19 protein-coding genes are annotated in these 19,414 nt (G+C 33.4%); 12 read left to right on the forward strand and 7 right to left on the reverse strand.

The window, feature by feature from the left end; all coding sequences use genetic code 11:
- The first annotated feature begins 1 nt into the window (after position 1).
- From FLAPXU55_RS04330 to FLAPXU55_RS04340, 3 genes are all read left to right on the forward strand, one after another.
- The gene (locus FLAPXU55_RS04330; RefSeq protein WP_180856735.1) at positions 2 to 3,292 is read left to right on the forward strand and encodes an efflux RND transporter permease subunit; all 3,291 of its coding nucleotides are present in this window, start codon (positions 2 to 4) and stop codon (positions 3,290 to 3,292) included.
- Positions 3,293 to 3,363: 71 nt separating this feature from the next.
- Positions 3,364 to 4,449 carry an efflux RND transporter periplasmic adaptor subunit gene (locus FLAPXU55_RS04335; RefSeq protein ID WP_180856736.1) on the forward strand — a complete coding sequence of 362 codons (1,086 nt, stop codon included), beginning with the start codon at positions 3,364 to 3,366 and terminating at the stop codon, positions 4,447 to 4,449.
- 235 nt (positions 4,450 to 4,684) lie between these two features.
- Positions 4,685 to 5,230, forward strand: a complete 546-nt coding sequence (locus FLAPXU55_RS04340) for a hypothetical protein (protein WP_180856737.1) — start codon at positions 4,685 to 4,687, stop codon at positions 5,228 to 5,230.
- A 139-nt stretch (positions 5,231 to 5,369) separates the two neighbouring features.
- Here FLAPXU55_RS04340 and FLAPXU55_RS04345 read toward each other — a convergent pair whose 3' ends face one another.
- Together FLAPXU55_RS04345 and FLAPXU55_RS04350 are read right to left on the reverse strand one after the other, a co-directional pair.
- The gene (locus FLAPXU55_RS04345) at positions 5,370 to 5,696 is read right to left on the reverse strand and encodes a hypothetical protein (RefSeq protein ID WP_180856738.1); all 327 of its coding nucleotides are present in this window, start codon (positions 5,694 to 5,696) and stop codon (positions 5,370 to 5,372) included.
- Positions 5,697 to 5,707: 11 nt separating this feature from the next.
- Positions 5,708 to 6,628, reverse strand: coding sequence for a hypothetical protein (locus FLAPXU55_RS04350; protein ID WP_180856739.1), 921 nt, complete (start codon positions 6,626 to 6,628; stop codon positions 5,708 to 5,710).
- Positions 6,629 to 6,909: 281 nt separating this feature from the next.
- Here FLAPXU55_RS04350 and FLAPXU55_RS04355 point away from each other — a divergent pair, with 281 nt between their 5' ends.
- Positions 6,910 to 7,167, forward strand: a complete 258-nt coding sequence (locus FLAPXU55_RS04355) for a hypothetical protein (RefSeq protein WP_180856740.1) — start codon at positions 6,910 to 6,912, stop codon at positions 7,165 to 7,167.
- A 384-nt stretch (positions 7,168 to 7,551) separates the two neighbouring features.
- On the opposite strand, the gene FLAPXU55_RS04360 is transcribed toward FLAPXU55_RS04355, so the two are convergent.
- The 3 genes from FLAPXU55_RS04360 to FLAPXU55_RS04370 form a co-directional block, all read right to left on the reverse strand.
- Entirely contained in the window at positions 7,552 to 7,785 is a 234-nt protein-coding gene (locus FLAPXU55_RS04360) for a hypothetical protein (protein WP_180856741.1), read from the reverse strand.
- Positions 7,786 to 8,440: 655 nt separating this feature from the next.
- Positions 8,441 to 8,989 carry a type 1 glutamine amidotransferase domain-containing protein gene (locus tag FLAPXU55_RS04365; protein WP_180856742.1) on the reverse strand — a complete coding sequence of 183 codons (549 nt, stop codon included), beginning with the start codon at positions 8,987 to 8,989 and terminating at the stop codon, positions 8,441 to 8,443.
- Positions 8,990 to 9,341: 352 nt separating this feature from the next.
- Positions 9,342 to 9,575, reverse strand: coding sequence for a hypothetical protein (locus FLAPXU55_RS04370; protein WP_180856743.1), 234 nt, complete (start codon positions 9,573 to 9,575; stop codon positions 9,342 to 9,344).
- A gap of 299 nt (positions 9,576 to 9,874) precedes the next feature.
- On the opposite strand from FLAPXU55_RS04370, the gene FLAPXU55_RS04375 reads away from it, so the two are divergent.
- The 5 genes from FLAPXU55_RS04375 to FLAPXU55_RS04395 all read left to right on the forward strand — a co-directional run bounded on the left by FLAPXU55_RS04375 (position 9,875) and on the right by FLAPXU55_RS04395 (position 12,659).
- A complete protein-coding gene (locus tag FLAPXU55_RS04375) occupies positions 9,875 to 10,372 on the forward strand; it encodes a hypothetical protein (protein ID WP_053472026.1) in 498 nt (165 codons plus the stop codon).
- Positions 10,373 to 10,377: 5 nt separating this feature from the next.
- Positions 10,378 to 11,007 (forward strand): hypothetical protein, encoded by a 630-nt coding sequence (locus FLAPXU55_RS04380; RefSeq protein WP_053472027.1) that lies wholly within the window; start codon positions 10,378 to 10,380, stop codon positions 11,005 to 11,007.
- Positions 11,008 to 11,038: 31 nt separating this feature from the next.
- The gene (locus tag FLAPXU55_RS04385) at positions 11,039 to 11,635 is read left to right on the forward strand and encodes a hypothetical protein (RefSeq protein WP_180856744.1); all 597 of its coding nucleotides are present in this window, start codon (positions 11,039 to 11,041) and stop codon (positions 11,633 to 11,635) included.
- Positions 11,635 to 12,216 carry a hypothetical protein gene (locus tag FLAPXU55_RS04390; protein ID WP_180856745.1) on the forward strand — a complete coding sequence of 194 codons (582 nt, stop codon included), beginning with the start codon at positions 11,635 to 11,637 and terminating at the stop codon, positions 12,214 to 12,216. The genes FLAPXU55_RS04385 and FLAPXU55_RS04390 overlap by 1 nt, the downstream gene beginning before the upstream one ends.
- 101 nt (positions 12,217 to 12,317) lie before the next feature.
- Positions 12,318 to 12,659 carry a hypothetical protein gene (locus FLAPXU55_RS04395; protein WP_180856746.1) on the forward strand — a complete coding sequence of 114 codons (342 nt, stop codon included), beginning with the start codon at positions 12,318 to 12,320 and terminating at the stop codon, positions 12,657 to 12,659.
- Positions 12,660 to 13,042: 383 nt separating this feature from the next.
- On the opposite strand, the gene FLAPXU55_RS04400 is transcribed toward FLAPXU55_RS04395, so the two are convergent.
- Positions 13,043 to 14,479 (reverse strand): gluconokinase, encoded by a 1,437-nt coding sequence (locus FLAPXU55_RS04400; RefSeq protein ID WP_082356496.1) that lies wholly within the window; start codon positions 14,477 to 14,479, stop codon positions 13,043 to 13,045.
- Entirely contained in the window at positions 14,467 to 15,786 is a 1,320-nt protein-coding gene (locus FLAPXU55_RS04405) for a gluconate:H+ symporter (RefSeq protein WP_053474491.1), read from the reverse strand. The genes FLAPXU55_RS04400 and FLAPXU55_RS04405 overlap by 13 nt, the downstream gene beginning before the upstream one ends.
- A gap of 362 nt (positions 15,787 to 16,148) precedes the next feature.
- Here FLAPXU55_RS04405 and FLAPXU55_RS04410 point away from each other — a divergent pair, with 362 nt between their 5' ends.
- The 3 genes from FLAPXU55_RS04410 (at position 16,149) to FLAPXU55_RS04420 (ending at position 19,404) form a co-directional block, all read left to right on the forward strand.
- A complete protein-coding gene (locus tag FLAPXU55_RS04410) occupies positions 16,149 to 17,066 on the forward strand; it encodes an SMP-30/gluconolactonase/LRE family protein (RefSeq protein WP_180856747.1) in 918 nt (305 codons plus the stop codon).
- A gap of 278 nt (positions 17,067 to 17,344) precedes the next feature.
- Positions 17,345 to 17,938, forward strand: a complete 594-nt coding sequence (locus FLAPXU55_RS04415; RefSeq protein WP_180856748.1) for a TetR/AcrR family transcriptional regulator — start codon at positions 17,345 to 17,347, stop codon at positions 17,936 to 17,938.
- Positions 17,939 to 18,183: 245 nt separating this feature from the next.
- Positions 18,184 to 19,404 carry an efflux RND transporter periplasmic adaptor subunit gene (locus tag FLAPXU55_RS04420; RefSeq protein ID WP_180856749.1) on the forward strand — a complete coding sequence of 407 codons (1,221 nt, stop codon included), beginning with the start codon at positions 18,184 to 18,186 and terminating at the stop codon, positions 19,402 to 19,404.
- The last annotated feature ends 10 nt before the right edge of the window (positions 19,405 to 19,414 follow it).

Raw genomic sequence — 19,414 nt, forward strand, 5'->3', positions numbered from 1 at the left:
AATGAATTTAATACGTTTTGCACTCCGCAAACCCATTTCCATATTAGTATTGGTTGCGGGTCTATTTTTCTTCGGAATTGGTGCCATCAAAGACATTAAGGTAGATATTTTACCAAAAATGAATTTGCCGGTTATTTATATTGCGCATCCGTTTGGAGGTTATACGCCAGACCAGATGGAAGCTTATTTTGCTAAAAACTACGTGAATGTTTTGCCTTTTTCGAATGGTATAAAATCCGTAGAAACCAAAAATATTCAGGGGTTAATGATCATGAAATTAACCTATTATGAAGGTACAAATATGGCTCAGGCTGCTGCCGAGTTAAGTGCGCTTTCCAACAGGATTCAGGCAGCATTTCCTCCGGGAACTCAGCCTCCATTTATCATTCGTTTTGATGCTTCTTCCCTTCCAATTGGTCAATTGGTTTTAAGCAGTAAAGTTAGATCAAACAATGAATTACAGGATTTAGCCAACGTTTATGTTCGTGCTTCGTTTACTGCAATTCCCGGTTTATTATCTCCGGCTCCCTTTGGCGGAAGCCCAAGAACAATTGAGGTAAATGTTGATCCTGATTTATTGCGTTCGCATAATATGACGCCGGATCAAATTGTGGAAGCAATTCGTTTAAACAACCAAACGGCTCCTTCTGGAAACGTTCGTATGGGCGACAAAAACTATATTACTCCAACAAATAATACGATTAAAGAAGTTAAGGATTTTGAGCAGATTCCGTTATTTAAAGGCGGCGTTCAAAACTTAAAATTAGGAGATGTTGCTTCTGTAAAAGATGGTGCCGATATTACGGCAGGTTATGCTTTAGTAAACGGAAAACGTTCTGTTTATATTAGTATTGCAAAAGCGGGTGATGCTTCGACCTGGGATGTGGTTCAGAAATTAAAAGCCGAACTTCCTAAAATTCAAAGTACACTTCCTGAAGATGTAAAATTATCTTATGAGTTTGACCAGTCGGTTTATGTAATCAACTCGGTTAAAAGTTTAATTACTGAAGGAATTATTGGTGCGGTTTTAACCGGATTAATGGTATTGCTTTTCCTTGGAGACCGTCGTGCAGCTTTGATTGTAATTATGACGATTCCAATTTCGGTAATTTCGGGAGTTTTATTTTTGAAACTATTTGGGCAAACGATCAACTTAATGTCTTTATCAGGATTAGCTTTGGCAATTGGTATTTTGGTGGATGAAAGTACAGTAACTATTGAAAATATTCACCAGCATCTTGATATGGGTAAACCCAAGGCACTCGCCATTTGGGATGCGTGTCAGGAAATTGCATTGCCTAAATTATTAATCTTACTTTGTATTCTTGCCGTGTTTGCGCCAGCGTTTACCATGGTTGGTATTCCGGGAGCATTGTTCCTGCCTTTGGCTTTAGCGATTGGATTTTCGATGGTTATTTCGTTTTTATTATCTCAGACTTTTGTTCCTGTAATGGCAAACTGGTTAATGAAAGGTCATGAAAAACACGATCATGGCCCGGAAATTACAGATGATGAAGCTGAATTTAGAGACTGCGGTTTAACTCCGGAATCTGAAAAAGATTTGATAACACAGAAAAAAGGTTACGTTGAAAAAATCGATACGGATAATAACGGAAAAATAAGTCTTTTTGAAAGATTCAGAGTTCGTTTTATGAGAACTTTAGATCGATTATTTCCATACAAAAAAGCGACAAGTATTATATATCTGGTTTCGGCTACCGCTTTAGCAATTGTATTTATTGGTTTTATTGGAAAAGATGTATTCCCAAAAACAAATTCAAGTCAGTTTCAATTGAGAATGCGCGCTGTTGACGGAACTCGTTTAGAAAGAACAGAAGAACAAGCCAGAATTGTTTTAAAAGAATTAGAGAAAATGGTTGGAAAAGAGCATATCGGAATCACTTCTGTTTATGTGGGACAACACCCGTCTTTATTCTCCATTAACCCTATTTATTTGTTCATGGCAGGTTCTCATGAAGCGGTATTTCAGGTAAGTTTAAAAGAATATCATGTTGATATGGATGAGTTTAAAGATGACTTTAGAGCAAGACTTAAAAAAGTACTGCCAAATACGAAAGTTTCTTTTGAACCAATCGAATTAACTGATAAAGTTTTAAGTCAAGGTTCTCCTACTCCAATCGAAATTCGAATTGCAGGAAAAGACAAAAAACGAAATGAGTTATACGCCAATCAAATTGTTGATAAACTAAAAGCGATTTCTTATTTCAGAGATGTGCAAATTGGTCAGCCAATTCACTATCCGGCAATGAATATTGATATTGACAGAACCCGTGCTGCAGAATTAGGCGTTGATATGAATGATATTTCGCGTTCACTAGTGGCTTCGACTTCATCATCAAGATATACAGAAAAAAATACATGGGTTGACGAAAGAGCGGGATTATCATACAACGTTCAGGTTCAGGTTCCTTTAAATAAGATGAAAAGTAGAACTGATATTGGAGAAATTCCGGTATTAAGAAACTCGATTCGTCCGGTTTTAAGTGACGTTGCTAAAATTACACCAACTTATGTAAGTGGAGAAAATGACAATTTAGGGGCTATGCCATACATTACCGTTACGGCAAACATCAACCAAACCGATTTAGGTACGGCTGCAAAAGATGTGGGCAAAACAATTAGTTCATTAGGCGAATTACCTCGTGGTTTGTTCATTTCGCCAATTGGGTTAAGTACTGTATTGAGCGAAACATTAAGTAGTTTACAAACAGGATTATTGGTTGCCGTTTTTGTAATCTTCTTAATGTTAGCCGCTAATTTCCAGTCGTTCAAAGTTTCATTGGTAATTTTAACAACGGTTCCTGCGGTTGTTTTAGGAGCTTTATTAATGCTTACGCTTACAGGATCTACGTTGAATTTACAATCGTATATGGGAATCATTATGTCGGTTGGGGTTTCGATTGCCAATGCCGTTTTACTGGTCACGAATGCCGAACAATTACGTAAACGAAACGGAAACGCTTTAGAGTCTGCACGTGAAGCTGCGGCGCTGCGTCTTCGTCCGATTATTATGACTTCGGTTGCGATGATTGCGGGAATGTTACCTATGGCAATTGGACACGGTGAAGGCGGCGATCAGGTTTCTCCGTTAGGAAGAGCGGTTATTGGCGGATTATTATTTTCTACTTTTGCCGTATTATTAATTCTTCCTCAGATTTTTGCCTGGGCACAAGAAAAAACATCGACACAATCTGTTTCTTTAGATCCTGAAGACGAAGAAAGCATCCATTATATCTCATCAATAAGTAAGTCGAAAGTTGAAAAGTCATAAAGTTGAAAGTCCAATCGTGGTGAAAAAACTTCGATAACTTTTATCCTTTAATAATCATATAAAACCAAAAAATGAAAAATAAAATACAATATAGCGCGCTGTTTTTTGCAGCATTATTTTTCCTTAACAGCTGTAATTCAAAGAAAGAAGAACCTGTTGTGGCAGAAATTGAACCTAAAACTGAAACGTTTCTTTTAGAAAAAGAAAAACTAAGTACAGAATTGCGTTTACCAGCCGAATTAACTGGTTTTCAACAAGTAGATTTATACGCAAAAGTGAGCAGTTTCGTAAAATTATTGAAAGTTGATATTGGTACGAAAGTAAAAAAAGGACAGCTTTTAATTGTTTTAGAAGCTCCTGAAATCAGTTCACAGCTGGCTGCAGCCGAATCGAGATTAAAATCGATGGAAGCGATTTATACAACGAGCAAAAGTACTTACAACCGCTTGTATGAAACCAGCAAGGTTGAAGGAACGATTTCTAAAAATGATTTAGAAATGGCAAGCGGAAAAAAGAATTCTGATTACGCACAATACCAAGCCGCAATTGCTGCGCATAAAGAAGTTTCGATTATGAGAGGTTATCTTGAAATCCGCGCTCCGTTTGATGGCGTTGTGGCGGCAAGAAACGTGAATTTAGGAACATTTGTTGGTCCGGCAGGAAAAGGTTCAGATTTGCCTTTATTGACCATTCAACAGCAGGATAAATTACGTTTGGCGGTTTCAATTCCGGAATTGTATACAGGATATTTACACGAAGGCGACGAAATGAGTTTTAATGTAAAATCACTGCCTGAAACTTTTAAAGCTAAAATTACCAGAATGTCTGGTGCTTTAGATTTAAAATTGCGTTCTGAGCGTGTTGAAATGGATGTTGTGAACACCAAAAAAGATTTATTACCTGGAATGGTTGCCGAAGTTTTACTACCGCTTAACGCGAAAGACAGCACATTTGTAGTTCCAAAATCAGCAGTGGTGAATTCTGCTGAAGGTTTGTTTGTAATTAGAGTTGTAAATCATAAAGCAAACAGAGTTGACATTAAAAAAGGAAGAGAAATCGACGATAAAATCGAAATTTTCGGAGATTTAAACCTTAAAGATAAACTGGTAAAAATTGCCAGCGAAGAAACTAAGGAAGGCGATATCATAAACGAATAACCTGCGTTTAGTCTTCAATTTAGTGATTACCAAAAACTGTACGCATTCTTGAATGCGGCATTTTAAAATTGTTACTGATTTTAAAATGCAAATTTAAAATTTGCCTTGAAGGACGATACTTGATATAGTGTCGTCCTTTTTTGTTTTGCCACGAAGGCGCTAAGGCACAAAGTTTTTTCTTATTTTTGGATTAAACATATCTAATAATCCTTTCTATAATCACAAATATTTAAAAATGAAATTATCTGTAATTCTATTTCTTTTTACTTCTCTTTCGTTTGCACAAATGCTAAACTACGAAATGATGAAAAAAGATTTATTAAATGATGTTATTAGACAAGAAGCTTTCAATAAAGGAGAAACTTTTATTGCTACAAAAATTGATTCTGTAAACGTAGAACATTTATTAAAATTGATGCTAGAAAAACCGTATATAAATAATTCAGACATTGAAAGTGAAAGTCTTATATTAACTGGTGAAGAATTACAATATCTTTCTGAAGGTATTCGAAAGCAATACAAAAAGGAATGGAAAGAAGACGATTTTAGCAATCGTAAATTAATTAAGAAATCGGATATTTTGGAATACCTTGATAAATACACTAACAATCAAGTTATTATGATTTCAGATCCTATATATATTAAAACGGATAACACTGTATGTATATATCTTGCAAAATTATGCCGCACTACAGGTTACGGAAGTTCAAGTATTGTCCTCTACACTAAAAAAGGCGAAATATGGAAAAAGTCTTTTGATATTGTTGAAGATAATTATTAACAAATTATTTATAAATGAATGCTTTTACAATTCTATCATTCAAATTGTTTTGGCCAGCCAAGTGTGCTTATTTGTACAACAAATTCTTCTGCTTCTTTATTTGTTTCGATCAGTTATAAAGTGTTGCTTGTTATTATTTTCATTTTATTTCAAGTCTTGCGAAATCTGTGCTAAAATGTGTTAATAGAGCGGCAGTAATCATTCCTAGAACAATCGCGATCAATGCATCTGAAGGTTGTTCTTGTGTCCTCCAGTGTGTTGGGAATATTGTGACGTTTTTACTAAAAGGTAACACCTCAAATCTGAGAAGAACATTATTATAAAATTGCGCGCCAACTGGTGTCAACAAATATTTATCATCTTCTGATTGTGCAATCTTCCAAGTTTCTAAAGTACCGCTTTTAACAGCTTTAAAAATTTGTTCTCTTAGTTGTGTTGCATTTGGAGTAATTATTTCAATTTGCATAGTTACTATATTTAGAGGTTGTGTTTAAATCTAAAATTCTGATAATATTTTAAATTTTTCTTTTTTACATACTCAATAAAATCTTTTCCATGATCTGAGATTTGATAAATTCCTTTATTGTTTTTAATGAGAACTTTTAGTTCTATTAAAACTTTTAAGAATGCATCATCGATCCAAGTCGAGTCGATTGTATTATTTTCAGTCTTGTTTAAATCAGATATTGAGAAAAGTTGATCTAACTGCCAATTTGCGAAGATTCCTTCTGACATTGCTTTTAGGATTGTTTCATTTGAATATTTATCAAATTCTTTTCCAATTCCTAAGGTTTCTCGAATTTTTTCAGGATCAATATATTTATATTCCTGAATATTAGAAAATAGATTTTCATTATTTATATTCGCTTCTTTTAATTTTGCGTTTAGTTGATCAATTGAATTTTTATTAGCAATTTCCATTTGTCTTTTCGATTCTTCTAATTGCTCTTTTGAATCTTCCAAAAATTTTATCCTATCGATGAAGTCTTGTTTTTCTCTATTACCGGATTCCGCATTTTTTAAATCTAGTTCAACTATTGCGAGAGTGATTTTTTCTTTTATAACAAATTGCTTTGATTTATATACACTCTTTATTCTTTTTTCCTTTGTCGGTTCAAGCTTTTCGTCCACCCACACCATCAGCATGGGAATTAAAAAAGTATATACACCAACCATTAGAATAGGAACTATTATTGCTAGTACTGTCCAATACCAAGTGTCAAAGTAAAAATCAACTGCTTTTAGTCTATTTTCAATTTTTTCGTCCGAAAATATAAGTATTACTATTGGTCTCCAATTAAAAATGATAAAAGAACAGATGAAAGATCTCACAATAGGTGTCTTTAAGCGTTCTTTTGATGAGTCAATTGTGCTTTGTATTAATTCTGTTATAGTCATTGGTTAGTTTTAATTGAAACAAACATAATAAAAATAGGTAAATACTGCTAAAAACAACCGATACTAAATGTACGACGTAAATTTTGCTTTTATATTTTCGATCGATTTTTTTGTGTTCAAATCCATTTTAAGATTACGTTCATTAAATTATTTTTGATATTTAATGAGCATTATTTTCAAAGATAAAAGTATATAGATCTTTTTATTTTCGTTTACGGATTTCCATACATCAATTTATTTTTCTATATTTTTGTTACACAATAACATGTAAAAAATTAATTATGATCACTAAAAAAGATTTAATAAAACTGGGATATAATAAGAAACAAGACCGAAACCTAGGTAGATCTATTTCAGAAGATTTTCGATTCGGTGAGGCAGGAGAAAGAGAGTATCTTGTTAATTTAACTGACGATGGTGTTCTTAGTGTAGATTTTGGAATAAAAAAGGGACAAGGCTCATCAAAAAGAAAACCAAATCTTGCAAACATTACCAGTCTTGACGAATTTATAGCTTGGCATAATGCCTATGAAGTTTAATGTAGTGATAAAACTATATCAATATAAATTCTTTTTATAAGAAGGTATTGCTTTAGTTTTAACATTAATATACCTTTGTAATATCAATTCTAAGAAAGCACGCTAGTTTTTTTCTAGGATTGCTGAGTGGTTTAAGGAAGCAGGCTGATACCCTGTCGCTCGTAATGAGCCATGGGTTCGAATCCCATATCCCCCGCTAAGGGGCTTTAAGTAGCCCCTTTTTCATTAGGGGAATTTATTGATTCCAACAACGTTGATTTATATAACTTCTGCATAAGGAAAAGGTGAGTTTTACCCGCTCCAAAAAGTCCCCGTGCACGCAAAAATGATAACAATTTAAATAAAAAACCTCGATTTTAAAAAATCGAGGTTTTTTTATAAACTTTATTCATTCTCCAAATAAGGATTCAAAACTTCAGCCAATTCATTCAGCCAAAAAAAGCTGTTTTCTAAATTATCTATTCCGTTTTGAAGAGTTTCATGTTCTCGCATAACGCCTAAAGCAAGGATATAATTTACCTGCCTTATTGCTTTGGCCATGTCTTGCGGATCAATTTTAGTGTTGAAGAAATTTAGAAGCCTTGTTTCGGCTTCTGTTGAAAGGGTGTTTGTTTTCATGTCTTCCATTTAATGAATTAAAGCCTATTTTGGTAAGACATATTACTTGTCAAACCATAAAGGCAAATTTTACTTTATTTTAAATGTGAAGATTTAAGAACTTCAAATGTAGAGAAAAACATTTTTAAAAGAAAGATTTTTCTTTCAATTAATATATTGCTTTTATCAAATATAAGAAATCTATATTTCAGGAGGTATTTATCACCTTTTTGTCATTTCGACCGAAGGGAGAAATCGCACTAGAAACTCCGCAAAGTGAGTCCACAATCTTTGTCGAGCTACTTGTGGAGATTTCTCCCTTCGGTCGAAATGACAAACTAGACGTAAAATAGGAACGCTAACACTAGCAAAAGACAAAAAAATCAAAAATAAACTCCACAATTATTTTAAAACATAGCCTCTGGTTTCAACCAGAGGAACGCAAAGATTAATCCTCAATTAATTAAAAAAATCAATTGCCTCCAGCTTTAGCTGGAGGTATAAATAAGAATAATTGTAAGGCTTTAGCCAAAATGCGTGTTTTGGCTAAAGCCTTATTACTATTGAATCTTTTAATCCCCTAGTTAAAACTAGGGACTATTCAATAAAAAAAATGCAAGACCAAAATTGATCTTGCATTTTTTGCAATTTGACAAATCTAGATAAAATATCTTTTTTAGACTGTTTGACGCTCGTGTTTTCCTTCTTTAATTTCTTCCACCATTTTTTTATTAAAAGCGGGCAAATCATTGGGGTTTCGGCTGGTTACTAATCCATTGTCTACGACAACTTCTGAGTCTTCCCATTGTGCTCCGGCATTTTTTAAATCGTTTTTAATAGAGAAAAACGAAGTTACTTTTCGACCTTCTAAAACGTCAGCATCTACCAGAATTTGAGGTCCGTGACAAATAGCTGCTACTGGTTTTTTACTTTCAAAAAAGGAACGTACAAAATTTACTGCAGCTTCTTCTCTTCTCAATAAATCAGGGTTGATTACTCCTCCCGGCAAAACCAAAGCATCGTAATCTGCTTCATTTGCCTGATCTAATACTACATCAACATTATATTCCTTACTCCAATTTCCGTCTTTCCAAGATTTGATGGTTCCAGATTTCAAACTGACGATATCTGCATTCCAACCTTGCTCTTCCAGATAGGCTTTAGGTGATGATAATTCTGATTCTTCAAAACCGTTTGTGGCTAATATTGCTATATTCTTTTTCATGATTTAAATATTTAAAATGTTATTAATTTTGATTTAAGTTAAAATTAGTTATTTCAAACAGCCAGCAGAAACAGACGCTGTTAAAGCTTTCTTTAATAAAAGTTAATTAATTGAAAATCAAATTTTTATTAAAAATTAAACTGAAATTATATAAAATTGATGTCAATGTGGTTTACTATTTTATAGGAATTTAATAGAGAATAATTAAACAATTAGTTTGCTGCGAAGTAAAAAGAAATTCCAGAAACCATTATATACATGTTGGTGCGCGAAGTGTCGCTCGTAAATTAAAGAATGATAACAATCAATAAAAAAAACCTCGATTTTTTCAAATCGAGGCTTTTTATAAAATTTATTCTCCATCCAAATAAGGATTCAAAACTTCGGCCAATTCATTCAGCCAAAAAAAGCTGTTTTCTAAATTATCAATTCCGTTTTGAAGGGTTTCATGTTCTCGCATAACGCCTAAAGCAAGGATATAATTTACCTGCCTTATTGCTTTGGCCATGTCTTGCGGATCAATTTTAGTGTTGAAAAAATTTAGAAGTCTTGTTTCAGCTTCTGTTGAAATTGTGTTTGTAATCATAATGTCGTAAAATTTAGGAATAAAAAACCCTTGCATCTTAGTGTTCCAAACACTTACGACAGTGTTTACGGTCGTTTCCGATACCGTACACATAATACAAGGGCAAATTTCATTTATTTTCAAAGTCGTAATATTTAGGAAAAACAAATATAAGAAAAATCCTTCTATTTTATATTTATTTTCTTACAATTACAGATACTTATTTAAATAACAAAAGAGAAAACCAAATTAATTCAAATGTATTAAATCATAATCAAAAATTAATACATTTGAAAAATCCTCTTGAAACCAAATTCTATATGAAGATAAAGCCATTTAAAATTATTCTGCCTCTTTTAACTTTCCTTTCATTGGGTTGTAAAAATCCTGAAAAAAAGAAAATTGACAATCAAGAATCTAACGAAATGACAGAAGCTGATTTGCTTAATCACGTCAGACTTGCTATTAATCCAAAATTTCAAGATTGGGTTTTATTCAAAAACGGAACTTATATAATTTTTGACAATGCAGACACCATTCCAGATTTAGAAAGCGAGGCAGTAAAATTAATGAAAGAATTTGGCCCGGTACATGTCGGAGGGTCCGCCGGAGACTTTAGCGTTATTCATTTAAAGGAAACCGAAGGCTGGATTGTTTCAGGACATGGCTACGGAATGTATACGTATGTAAGTCCTAACGAACTAGGTTCTGAAAAACCAAATGATGTTCAAATTGGTCTGGAAGGCAGAAGTAAAAGAAATACAGATGGCGAAAATCCTGTAATAATACATATAAATCGAAAAGCAAACAGCCAATAAAATTTATGATTGAAAGTATTAGTGATTGGGAAAAAAAGCAACAAACTTATTTAATCGTATCTGTAACTTGTTTCATCATTGGGACTTACTTTTTTATGAAAGTCATTAGTGGAAGTTATATAATAAAACAATCAGAACTTCAGGTTTATGAAAATCTAATCACTTCAACCGCGCCTCAATTCAAAGAAAGAAAAGGGAAACATAGTAAAAAATGGATAGAAATTAACTGTATAAATAATCAAACTACTTTTGAGATTGCCAGTTATGATTATAGATGTGTTAATGATGATGAAGTAATAAATGAAATAAAAGCCGGAGATACAATCTCAATTTCCATTTTAAAAGATGATATAGACGATTTTGACACGGAAACTTCTTGTGAAATTCATTCGTTAATAAAAAACAACAAAGAATATCTAAGCCTTAAATGTAGAAATGAAGAAGATAATGATGATGGAAAATTCGGGTTTTTACTCCTATTTTCTATATCTATTATAACAGCAATTGTTTATTCTTTATCTAAAAAACCCAAACTTTTTGATAAAGTCAATCCAGAAATTATAATTGGATTTGCAGTTATAATACTTTTATTTGTTCTTTATTATATATGTAATATATATTCGATTTTGGATTAATATTACATCACCAAAAACCAGTAAATATCTTATGAAAAAAATTATTTCTTTACTATTTCTTGTAGCTCTTTCTTCATGCGATCAGAATCATTCGAATGAAAAATTTGAAAAGAAAACAGTCGAAAACAAATATTCATTATCTGTTCCGGAAAGTCTTGGTGTTACGACAGAATTAAATGATCAGGCTTCTTTACAATTACAGAATCAGTTTGACGAATTTTATGTTATTGTAATAGATGAATTAAAAAGTGATTTTGTAAATGCTATTGAAAATAATTTATTAAACACAACACCAGATCTAGATGGATATTACAATGCGACTTTGAATAATTTTAAAAAATCAGGTTTAAAAGATTTTAAGCTCTACGATGTAAAGAAAAAGAAAATTAATTCCTCAAGTGCTATTGTTTTTTCAGTATCTGGAATCAGCGACGGTTTTAATGTTTTTTATCGATTCGCAATTGTACAGGGAAAAAACCGATACTATCAAATCATGTCATGGACGGAAGCCAGTAAAGAAAAACAATATACCGAAAGAATGAATAGAATTCTAGATTCTTTTAATGTAGAAGAAGCTGGTTATTCTAAAAGCAAAAATCGTTTGGCAAAAGACAGAACGAAAAAATAATGAGAGAAAATATTCTATTACTTCTTCAAATAATAACTGTCGACTTTTTTACAGCCTTTGGTTTATATTCAATTCTATTTCTAATTGTTTCTATTTTTATAAAGAAACCAATTCTGTACAAAATAGATGAAGAAGCCGTTAAATTTATTTCTTTGGCCGGCGTAATTTATTTTACTGTCTGGATAATTGGAATTTTTGTTTTTTATGCAGAAAATAATTCCGAAGAACAAAGCGCTATGCTCAACAGGATGTTTGGCGAATACTGGTTTGGAATTTGGTCGCAGCCCATTTTATGGTTTGTTCTTACGCAATTACTGCGATTTAAAAAAGTCAGCAAAAATGCTTTATTGAGAATGATATTTAGCTTTCTACTCATTGTTTCAATTGAACGATTTATTATTTTTATTAGTAGTTTCCATCGTGATTACTTGCCAAGTTCCTGGACAATGTATCGTGATTTAGATATTTATCCCTCTAACTTTTTCCTTGCATTGTTGATGAAAATTATGGTGTTTTTGCTTTTTGTTGGAATATATTATTTGGTAAAAAATCAGATAAAAACTGAGAGAATTGAGAATTAAAAATACCTTATTTTAATACAATAAAAACTTTTAAGGGTGTAGTAACCGAAAAACACAGTCCTATATTTACAAAACTACACCAAAACTTAAAAGATTTTTATATGCTCAATAACCAAAAAGTAACCGAACTATTATCACAAAAATTCAATTCAAAGATCTGTATTTATGGTAGTTTCCCAAAAAGTAAATATACTTCTATACTTGATGTCAATAACGGAACTAATTTTATTACTTCAGATAATCTAATCTATTCCTTTAAAGATCACGAACGCCATCGGTGGTTTACCGTTGTAAATTCATTTCACGCAAATGGGAAAGAATATTTTCCAAACATTGGCGATCATTATACTTTAGAAAACGGAATACAATATAGTTTTACAACTAAAGACGAAATTGTAGAAATGGCGGTTGCGTATTTCAGTAAACATGTTTCGATAAGTTGATTGCGGGGCTTCTCCCGACGCCTCGGGATCGCTCAGCCTGACAAGATTGTGCAGCTTTTTTAGCGCAGTGTTTGTCATTTCGAGGAACGAGAAATCTCCGTTAGCAACTCTACAAAGATTGGCGATTTAGATTGGGAAAATTATGCATTTTTAAACTGGACTGAAGTCCAGCCCTACAATATAGGCCGAGCCTCTGGCTCTTTTTTTGGACGGAATAAAATTCCGAAGGAATGATCCATATTGTAGAGCTGGACTTCAGTCCAGTTTAATAACGGGAATTATTCCGTCGTAAATTCGTGTAAAATTACCAACGCCCAACCTTATAATAGCAAAAAAATAATTTTTATGTTTTAATGTTTCTAATGCAAATTCAATATTTGCTCTTAAAAATCCTTCAGTAAAGGATATACTTTTTTAAACTTATTGAACGCAGCTTCATATACATTTTTATGTTTCGTGTTAGGAAAATAGGTTTGTCCCGTTTTGTTATCATTTGTGATCTCCTCGCCGAGTGATTTTAAACCTATAAGAACAGCTCCCCACGAAGATCCTTCGATAGTTTGCGAAGTTTCAACCTGCATCTGAAAAATATCAGCAACCATTTGGAGCCACAGTTCGCTTTTACCAAATCCGCCGCTGGCCATAACTTTTGTTTCTTTTCTATGTTCGGGATCCGGAATTAAAATTTCTGTGATTTGGAACAATCCAAATAAAATTCCTTCTAAAGTGGCTCGTACCAAGTGCGCTTGTGTATGCGTAATCTGCATTCCTAAAAGAGTTCCCTGAGCCGAGGCATCCCAGATTGGCGCTCGTTCTCCCAATAAATAAGGTACAAAAAGCAGTCCATCAGAACCCGCAGGAATTTTTGCGGCTTCTTCAATAAGAACTTCTAAAGATTGTGTTGTATTTAGCAAAGTTTCTTTCAGCCATTGTAAAACTATCGCACCATTATTGACAGCACCTAAAGTAAGATATTGATTATCCATTAAATGATAGCACTGCGTGCGCATTTGGCCATCAAGATACGGTTTGTCAATGGGCAGTCGCACTGCTCCGCTTGTGCCAATAGTCAAAGCAATACAATTTTTGTTCATGGCGCCTGTTCCGAGATTGGCCAACGCACCGTCGCCACCGCCCATTATATAAAGAAAATCATCTGAAATTCCTTTGCATTGGTGTGTGACTTCGCAAACTTTAGATAGTTGATCTGGCTTTATGTTTAAGAAATCCAAAACTTCCTCATCCCAATCTAAAGTATGAATGTTTAACAATCCGGTTCCAGATGCCATTGAGGTGTCTGTATAATATTCATTGGTCAAATGATGCCAGACATATTCTTTTATACTGATGAATTTATAGGTTTTGGAAAATAGTTCAGCGTCAAATTCTTTGAACCAGGCAATTTTTGTCAAGGGAGAAAAAGGATGAATTGGTATTCCGGTTTTTTGATAAAAGTGTTTTCCCTGATCTGAATTTTTAAGTTTTTCGGCAATTCCCGCAGCTCTGTTATCTGCCCATAAAATAGCATCTGTCAGTGGTTTTCCATTTTCGTCAATTGCAATAACACTTTGCATCGCCGAGCTAAAACTGATGAACTGAGGCTGAATTCCGTTTGTAATCTCATCAATACATTCCTTTACGGTTTGCAAAATTTCGTGCGGTTTTTGAACACTCCATTCGGGCTTGGGATGATACATGCTGTACGACTTAGCAATTTGTCGAAGTACATTTCCCCTTTTATCAAAACAAACGGCTTTTGTTGCTGTTGTTCCAATGTCAATGCCAATATACAATGCTTCCATGTTATTTATTTGATCCATAAATTTAAAAGTAATACCCCAATTAATCCCATTACTCCTATAATTGTTTCCATAACCGTCCAGGTTTTAAAAGTGTCTGACACGCTAATGCCAAAATATTCCTTAAACATCCAAAAACCAGTATCGTTTACATGCGAGCACATTAAGCTTCCAGCGCCAATAGACAAAACCATTAATTCCGGACTCACACCAGATGCAATCACTAAGGGCTGTACAATTCCCGCAGCGGTTAATCCGGCGACTGTCGCAGATCCTAAAGCAATGCGAATAATAGTAGCAATCAGCCAGCCTAACAATAAAGGGGAAAGAGAGGATTGTTCGAAAAAAGTACTTAAATCTGTTCCTATTCCGCTGTCTATTAATACTTGTTTAAAAGCACCGCCGGCAGCAATTATTAAAATAATCATCGTAGCTGCACTTAAAGCACTACCCGATTTGTCCATGATATCCTGCATTTTTCTTCCGCGCAAAATAACTAAGGTAAATACAGCAAAAAGTATTGCAATTAACATTGAAGTCAGCGGATTTCCAATAAAAAGCAATACGGCACATAACGCACTTTTTTTGGGCAAAATTAATTCACTGAACGTAGCAGTGGCCATTAAAAAAACTGGAACTAAAGCCGTTACAATGCTAATTGCAAAAGAAGGCATTTCTGATTCTGTGAAAGTTTTACTGTCGAATAATCCTTTTGGCGGAAAGGCATTTATTTTTTTTATAAATTCAGGAAAGATGATTCCGGCCATGAAAAGTGCCGGAAGCGCAACTATAAGTCCGTAAAGAAGTGTTTTACCAATATTGGCCTTAAAAATAACTGCAATTGCTGTTGGTCCCGGATGTGGAGGCAAAAAACCATGCGTAATAGAAAGTGCCGATGCCATAGCAATTCCCAAATAAATGATAGGCTGTTTAGTGCTTTTGGCCACGGCAAAAACCATTGGAATCAAAATTATAAACCCTGCATTATAGAACATAGAAATTCCAACAGAGAATCCGGTTATAACCATTGCCCATTTAATATACTGAATACCAAAGGACTTAATCATGACAGAACTGATTCGCTGTGCAGCGCCACTATCAGAAAGCAAATTTCCTAAAATAACGCCAAAAGCAATAATTAAAATTAAAGAACCTAACGTACTTCCTATTCCCTCCTGTATCGAATTGATTAAATCCGGAAAAGGCATCTGCTTAAAAATACCGACAAAGCAAGCGGCAATAATTAAGGAAATAAAGGCATTGAGTTTTACAACGGAAATTAGAATCAATAATAAGAGAATCCCGGCAATAAGAATCAGTAGCGACATAATTAAATTATTGAATGAGTGTTCTTTGAATTTGTCTCGTAAAAATATTACTTTCTATACGTAAAAAGGCGCCATTTAAAATTTAATATGTTAAATAAATTCCTTTAAAGCTGCTTAGAAAAATTATAAAAAAGATACGTTCTCGCCTAGCCCCGATCGAAACGGCATCTCCCGATTTAGAAAAATAAGGCTTTTTAGCCGTAGTTTTTGTTTATCGGGAATATAGTGGAGAGCGGGACTAAACGTTCTTTTGAAAACGGAATTTCTGCTCCTCAAAAGAATCTTAACCCAACTTTGCAGAATATCAGAAATAAAAACTACTTTTAAAAACGCTTCAAAAGCAACTTTTAAACCTTTTTATAATGCTCCAACTTAAAATAAAATCACAACTTATATTTGTTATTACTTTAACTATTACAAATTTTATATCTGCTCAGACATCAAAAGAAAAAAGCTATAACTTAATAGCAAAAGGCGCAGTTCTCACAAAACTATCCGATCAATTCAGTTTTACGGAAGGTCCTGCTTCAGATAAGAAAGGAAATATTTATTTTACAGATCAGCCTAATAATAGAATCATGAAGTGGTCGGTTAACGGCGAACTTTCTGTTTTTATGGAAAATGCAGGAAGGGCGAACGGTTTGTATTTTGATCACGCAGGCAACCTTTTGGCTTGCGCCGATGAAAAAAATGAGCTTTGGAAAATAGACAAGAACAAAAATTATACTGTAGTACTAAACAACTTTGAAGGAAAAAGGCTGAATGGCCCCAATGATCTTTGGGTTGACCCAAAAGGCGGAATCTATTTTACAGATCCTTTTTACCAAAGGGATTATTGGAAACATACCTCGAAAGAAATAGAGAAAGAATGTGTTTACTATTTATCTCCGGATAAATCCAAAATTATAAACGTTGGGGATGACCTTGTAAAACCTAATGGCATTATTGGAACTTCGGATGGAAAAACCTTATACGTAGCAGATATAGGAGCAAATAAAACGTACTCTTATACTATCGAAAGTAATGGTTCTTTAAGCAAAAAAACACTGTTTACTGAATCAGGTTCAGATGGAATGACAATAGACAAATCCGGAAATATTTACTTATGCGGAAAAGGAGTTACTGTATTCAATCCGCAAGGAGAAAAAATAGCCCATATTGATGTTCCTGAACCTTGGACAGCTAATATTTGTTTTGGAGGGAAAAAATTTAAAACATTATTTATTACTGCCAGTAAAAGTGTTTATACGATAGAAATGAGCGTTCGAGGAATGAAATAATCGAAGATTTTGATTGAAATTTTATTCGATATTGAGAAATCAGATTTTTTCAGAATCAAAAAACTTCAAAATCATCTTAATTTTATTCGAATTTAGGTTGAATTTTACTTAAAATGAAATTTTACAAAAACACAAAACCTTTCGGAATACCTTATTTTACTACTGTTTTAGTACTCTCTATGATTGCATAAGAAAATATTATGACAAATTTATTTCATTATTAGAAAAACCGCCATACATTTGCCTAACAGTGTTAAACAATTTAATGCTCGAATATAATGGCTAGCAAAGATCGAATTTTAAGACAAAAAGAAGAGACAAGGAATAATATCCTTGGGGCTGCTTATGATATCGTAAAAGATGAAGGCTGGAATGGTTTGAGTATGCGTAAAATTGCCGACAGAATCGAATATACTGCTCCAATTATTTATGAATACTTTTCGAATAAAGAAGCAATATTAGAAGAATTGACAGGTAAAGGTTTTATTAAACTAACTAAAGAACTACAAATTGCAATAGATAAGTTTGAAAAACCGGAAGATCAATTAGAAGCCATGTGGATGACTTACTGGGACTTCGCTTTTACAAATACTGAAATGTATCAGTTAATGTTTGGTGTTCAAATGACTTGCTGCGCACAACGATGTTCTGCTCAGGAGGGACCTTACAAACTATTCACTGGTGTTATTGCTGATGTAATGAAAGACAGCAATCCGAGTGAAGATATCATTAAACAAAAATATTTTACTTTCTTTTCTGTTATTCATGGTTTAATCGCCATCAACATCATTAACAAAAGTGATATTTTAGAAACAATAAATGCTCAAATTTTGAAAGATGCCATTGGTGGTATCATCAAATCAATACAATAGATTTTTTTTCAATTTTTACTTAACAGTGTAAAATAATTTAATTGGATAATATAAAATCCTTTTTTTTATAACCTTAACTTAACACTGTTAGAAAATTTAATAGAGTAATAAAAGCTCTTTTTTTAGACTTTTACTTAACGCCGTTAAATATTTTAATAATGATTAAAATAGAATTGAAAATGCTTAAAGTAGGAAAGTTTGCGCACATTTACTTAACAACGTTAGATAATTTAATTTAATTAGATATGAATCCCGAGAATGCCAGAATACCTAAGAATTTAATCCGAGAAAATGTTCAACCAATTAAAACCAATATGAAAATGAAAAATGTAATAATTATAACCAGTTTTGTTCTGGCTTTTGTATTAAGCAGCTGTGGCGACAAAAATCAGGCGCCTACTGCTCCACCACCACCGGTTTTACCTGTGTTGGCTATAACAAGTGCAAATACAACTACTGATGCTGAATATCCAGCTGCTATACAAGGAACTGTAGATGTTGAAATTCGCCCGCAAGTAAGCGGAAACCTTGACAGAATTTTTGTTGACGAAGGTGCTTACGTAAGCAAAGGACAAACTTTATTTAAAATAAACGAACGTCCATACCGTGAGCAGTTAAACAATGCTTTAGCAAGTTTACACGCTGCAGAAGCAGCTTTGATTAACGCTAATTTAGAAGTAGATAAATTGACTCCTTTAGTTCAAAACAAAGTAGTTTCTGATTATCAATTGAAAACAGCTAAAGCTTCACAAAAAATTGCTGCTGCAAATATTGAACAAGCAAAAGCAATGGTAGGTTCTGCTAAAATTAATTTAGGATATACAAATGTTACGGCTCCAGTTAGCGGATACATTGGCAGATTACCTAAAAAACAAGGAAGTTTAGTTTCTGCTTCTGATGTTGAAGCTTTAACAACTTTATCTGATGTTCATGAAGTATTTGCTTATTTCTCTTTAGGAGAAACAGATTTCATCAACTTTAAAGAGCAATATAAAGGAAGTTCACTTGGTGATAAAATCAAAAAATTACCTCCAGTTACTTTGATTTTGGCAGATAACAATGCTTATCCTCAAACCGGAAAAATTGATATGGTTGACGGACAGTTTGATAAAACTACCGGAGCAATCACAATTAGAGCAACTTTCCCAAATGCAAACGGAACATTACGTTCTGGAAACACAGGAAGAATCCGTTTAGGATTACAACACGACGATGCGATTTTAGTTCCACAGTCGGCTACAGTTGAAATGCAGGATAAAGTATTTGTTTTCACTGTAGGTAAAGACAACAAAGTAACTAAAATGCCTATTACAGTTGTGGGTAAAAGCGGTACTAATTATTTAATTAAAGAAGGTGTAAAAACTGGTGACCAAATCGTGTTAAGCGGTATTGACAAACTTCAGGATGGACAAGCGATTCAGCCAGAAAAATCAACTAAAGTTGCCGAAGTAACTAATAAAAAATAATTCTAAAAGA

This window comes from Flavobacterium panici, from assembly GCF_903819335.1.
In the GTDB taxonomy this organism is placed as follows: domain Bacteria; phylum Bacteroidota; class Bacteroidia; order Flavobacteriales; family Flavobacteriaceae; genus Flavobacterium; species Flavobacterium panici.

Bases quoted from the DNA above. Each gene is read 5' to 3' on its own strand.
- FLAPXU55_RS04330 (WP_180856735.1), top strand. From the start codon at position 2: ATGAATTTAATACGTTTTGCACTCCGCAAACCCATTTCCATATTAGTA.
- FLAPXU55_RS04335 (WP_180856736.1), top strand. From the start codon at position 3,364: ATGAAAAATAAAATACAATATAGCGCGCTGTTTTTTGCAGCATTATTT.
- FLAPXU55_RS04340 (WP_180856737.1), top strand. From the start codon at position 4,685: ATGAAATTATCTGTAATTCTATTTCTTTTTACTTCTCTTTCGTTTGCA.
- FLAPXU55_RS04345 (WP_180856738.1), bottom strand. From the start codon at position 5,696: ATGCAAATTGAAATAATTACTCCAAATGCAACACAACTAAGAGAACAA.
- FLAPXU55_RS04350 (WP_180856739.1), bottom strand. From the start codon at position 6,628: ATGACTATAACAGAATTAATACAAAGCACAATTGACTCATCAAAAGAA.
- FLAPXU55_RS04355 (WP_180856740.1), top strand. From the start codon at position 6,910: ATGATCACTAAAAAAGATTTAATAAAACTGGGATATAATAAGAAACAA.
- FLAPXU55_RS04360 (WP_180856741.1), bottom strand. From the start codon at position 7,785: ATGAAAACAAACACCCTTTCAACAGAAGCCGAAACAAGGCTTCTAAAT.
- FLAPXU55_RS04365 (WP_180856742.1), bottom strand. From the start codon at position 8,989: ATGAAAAAGAATATAGCAATATTAGCCACAAACGGTTTTGAAGAATCA.
- FLAPXU55_RS04370 (WP_180856743.1), bottom strand. From the start codon at position 9,575: ATGATTACAAACACAATTTCAACAGAAGCTGAAACAAGACTTCTAAAT.
- FLAPXU55_RS04375 (WP_053472026.1), top strand. From the start codon at position 9,875: ATGAAGATAAAGCCATTTAAAATTATTCTGCCTCTTTTAACTTTCCTT.
- FLAPXU55_RS04380 (WP_053472027.1), top strand. From the start codon at position 10,378: ATGATTGAAAGTATTAGTGATTGGGAAAAAAAGCAACAAACTTATTTA.
- FLAPXU55_RS04385 (WP_180856744.1), top strand. From the start codon at position 11,039: ATGAAAAAAATTATTTCTTTACTATTTCTTGTAGCTCTTTCTTCATGC.
- FLAPXU55_RS04390 (WP_180856745.1), top strand. From the start codon at position 11,635: ATGAGAGAAAATATTCTATTACTTCTTCAAATAATAACTGTCGACTTT.
- FLAPXU55_RS04395 (WP_180856746.1), top strand. From the start codon at position 12,318: ATGCTCAATAACCAAAAAGTAACCGAACTATTATCACAAAAATTCAAT.
- FLAPXU55_RS04400 (WP_082356496.1), bottom strand. From the start codon at position 14,479: ATGGATCAAATAAATAACATGGAAGCATTGTATATTGGCATTGACATT.
- FLAPXU55_RS04405 (WP_053474491.1), bottom strand. From the start codon at position 15,786: ATGTCGCTACTGATTCTTATTGCCGGGATTCTCTTATTATTGATTCTA.
- FLAPXU55_RS04410 (WP_180856747.1), top strand. From the start codon at position 16,149: ATGCTCCAACTTAAAATAAAATCACAACTTATATTTGTTATTACTTTA.
- FLAPXU55_RS04415 (WP_180856748.1), top strand. From the start codon at position 17,345: ATGGCTAGCAAAGATCGAATTTTAAGACAAAAAGAAGAGACAAGGAAT.
- FLAPXU55_RS04420 (WP_180856749.1), top strand. From the start codon at position 18,184: ATGAATCCCGAGAATGCCAGAATACCTAAGAATTTAATCCGAGAAAAT.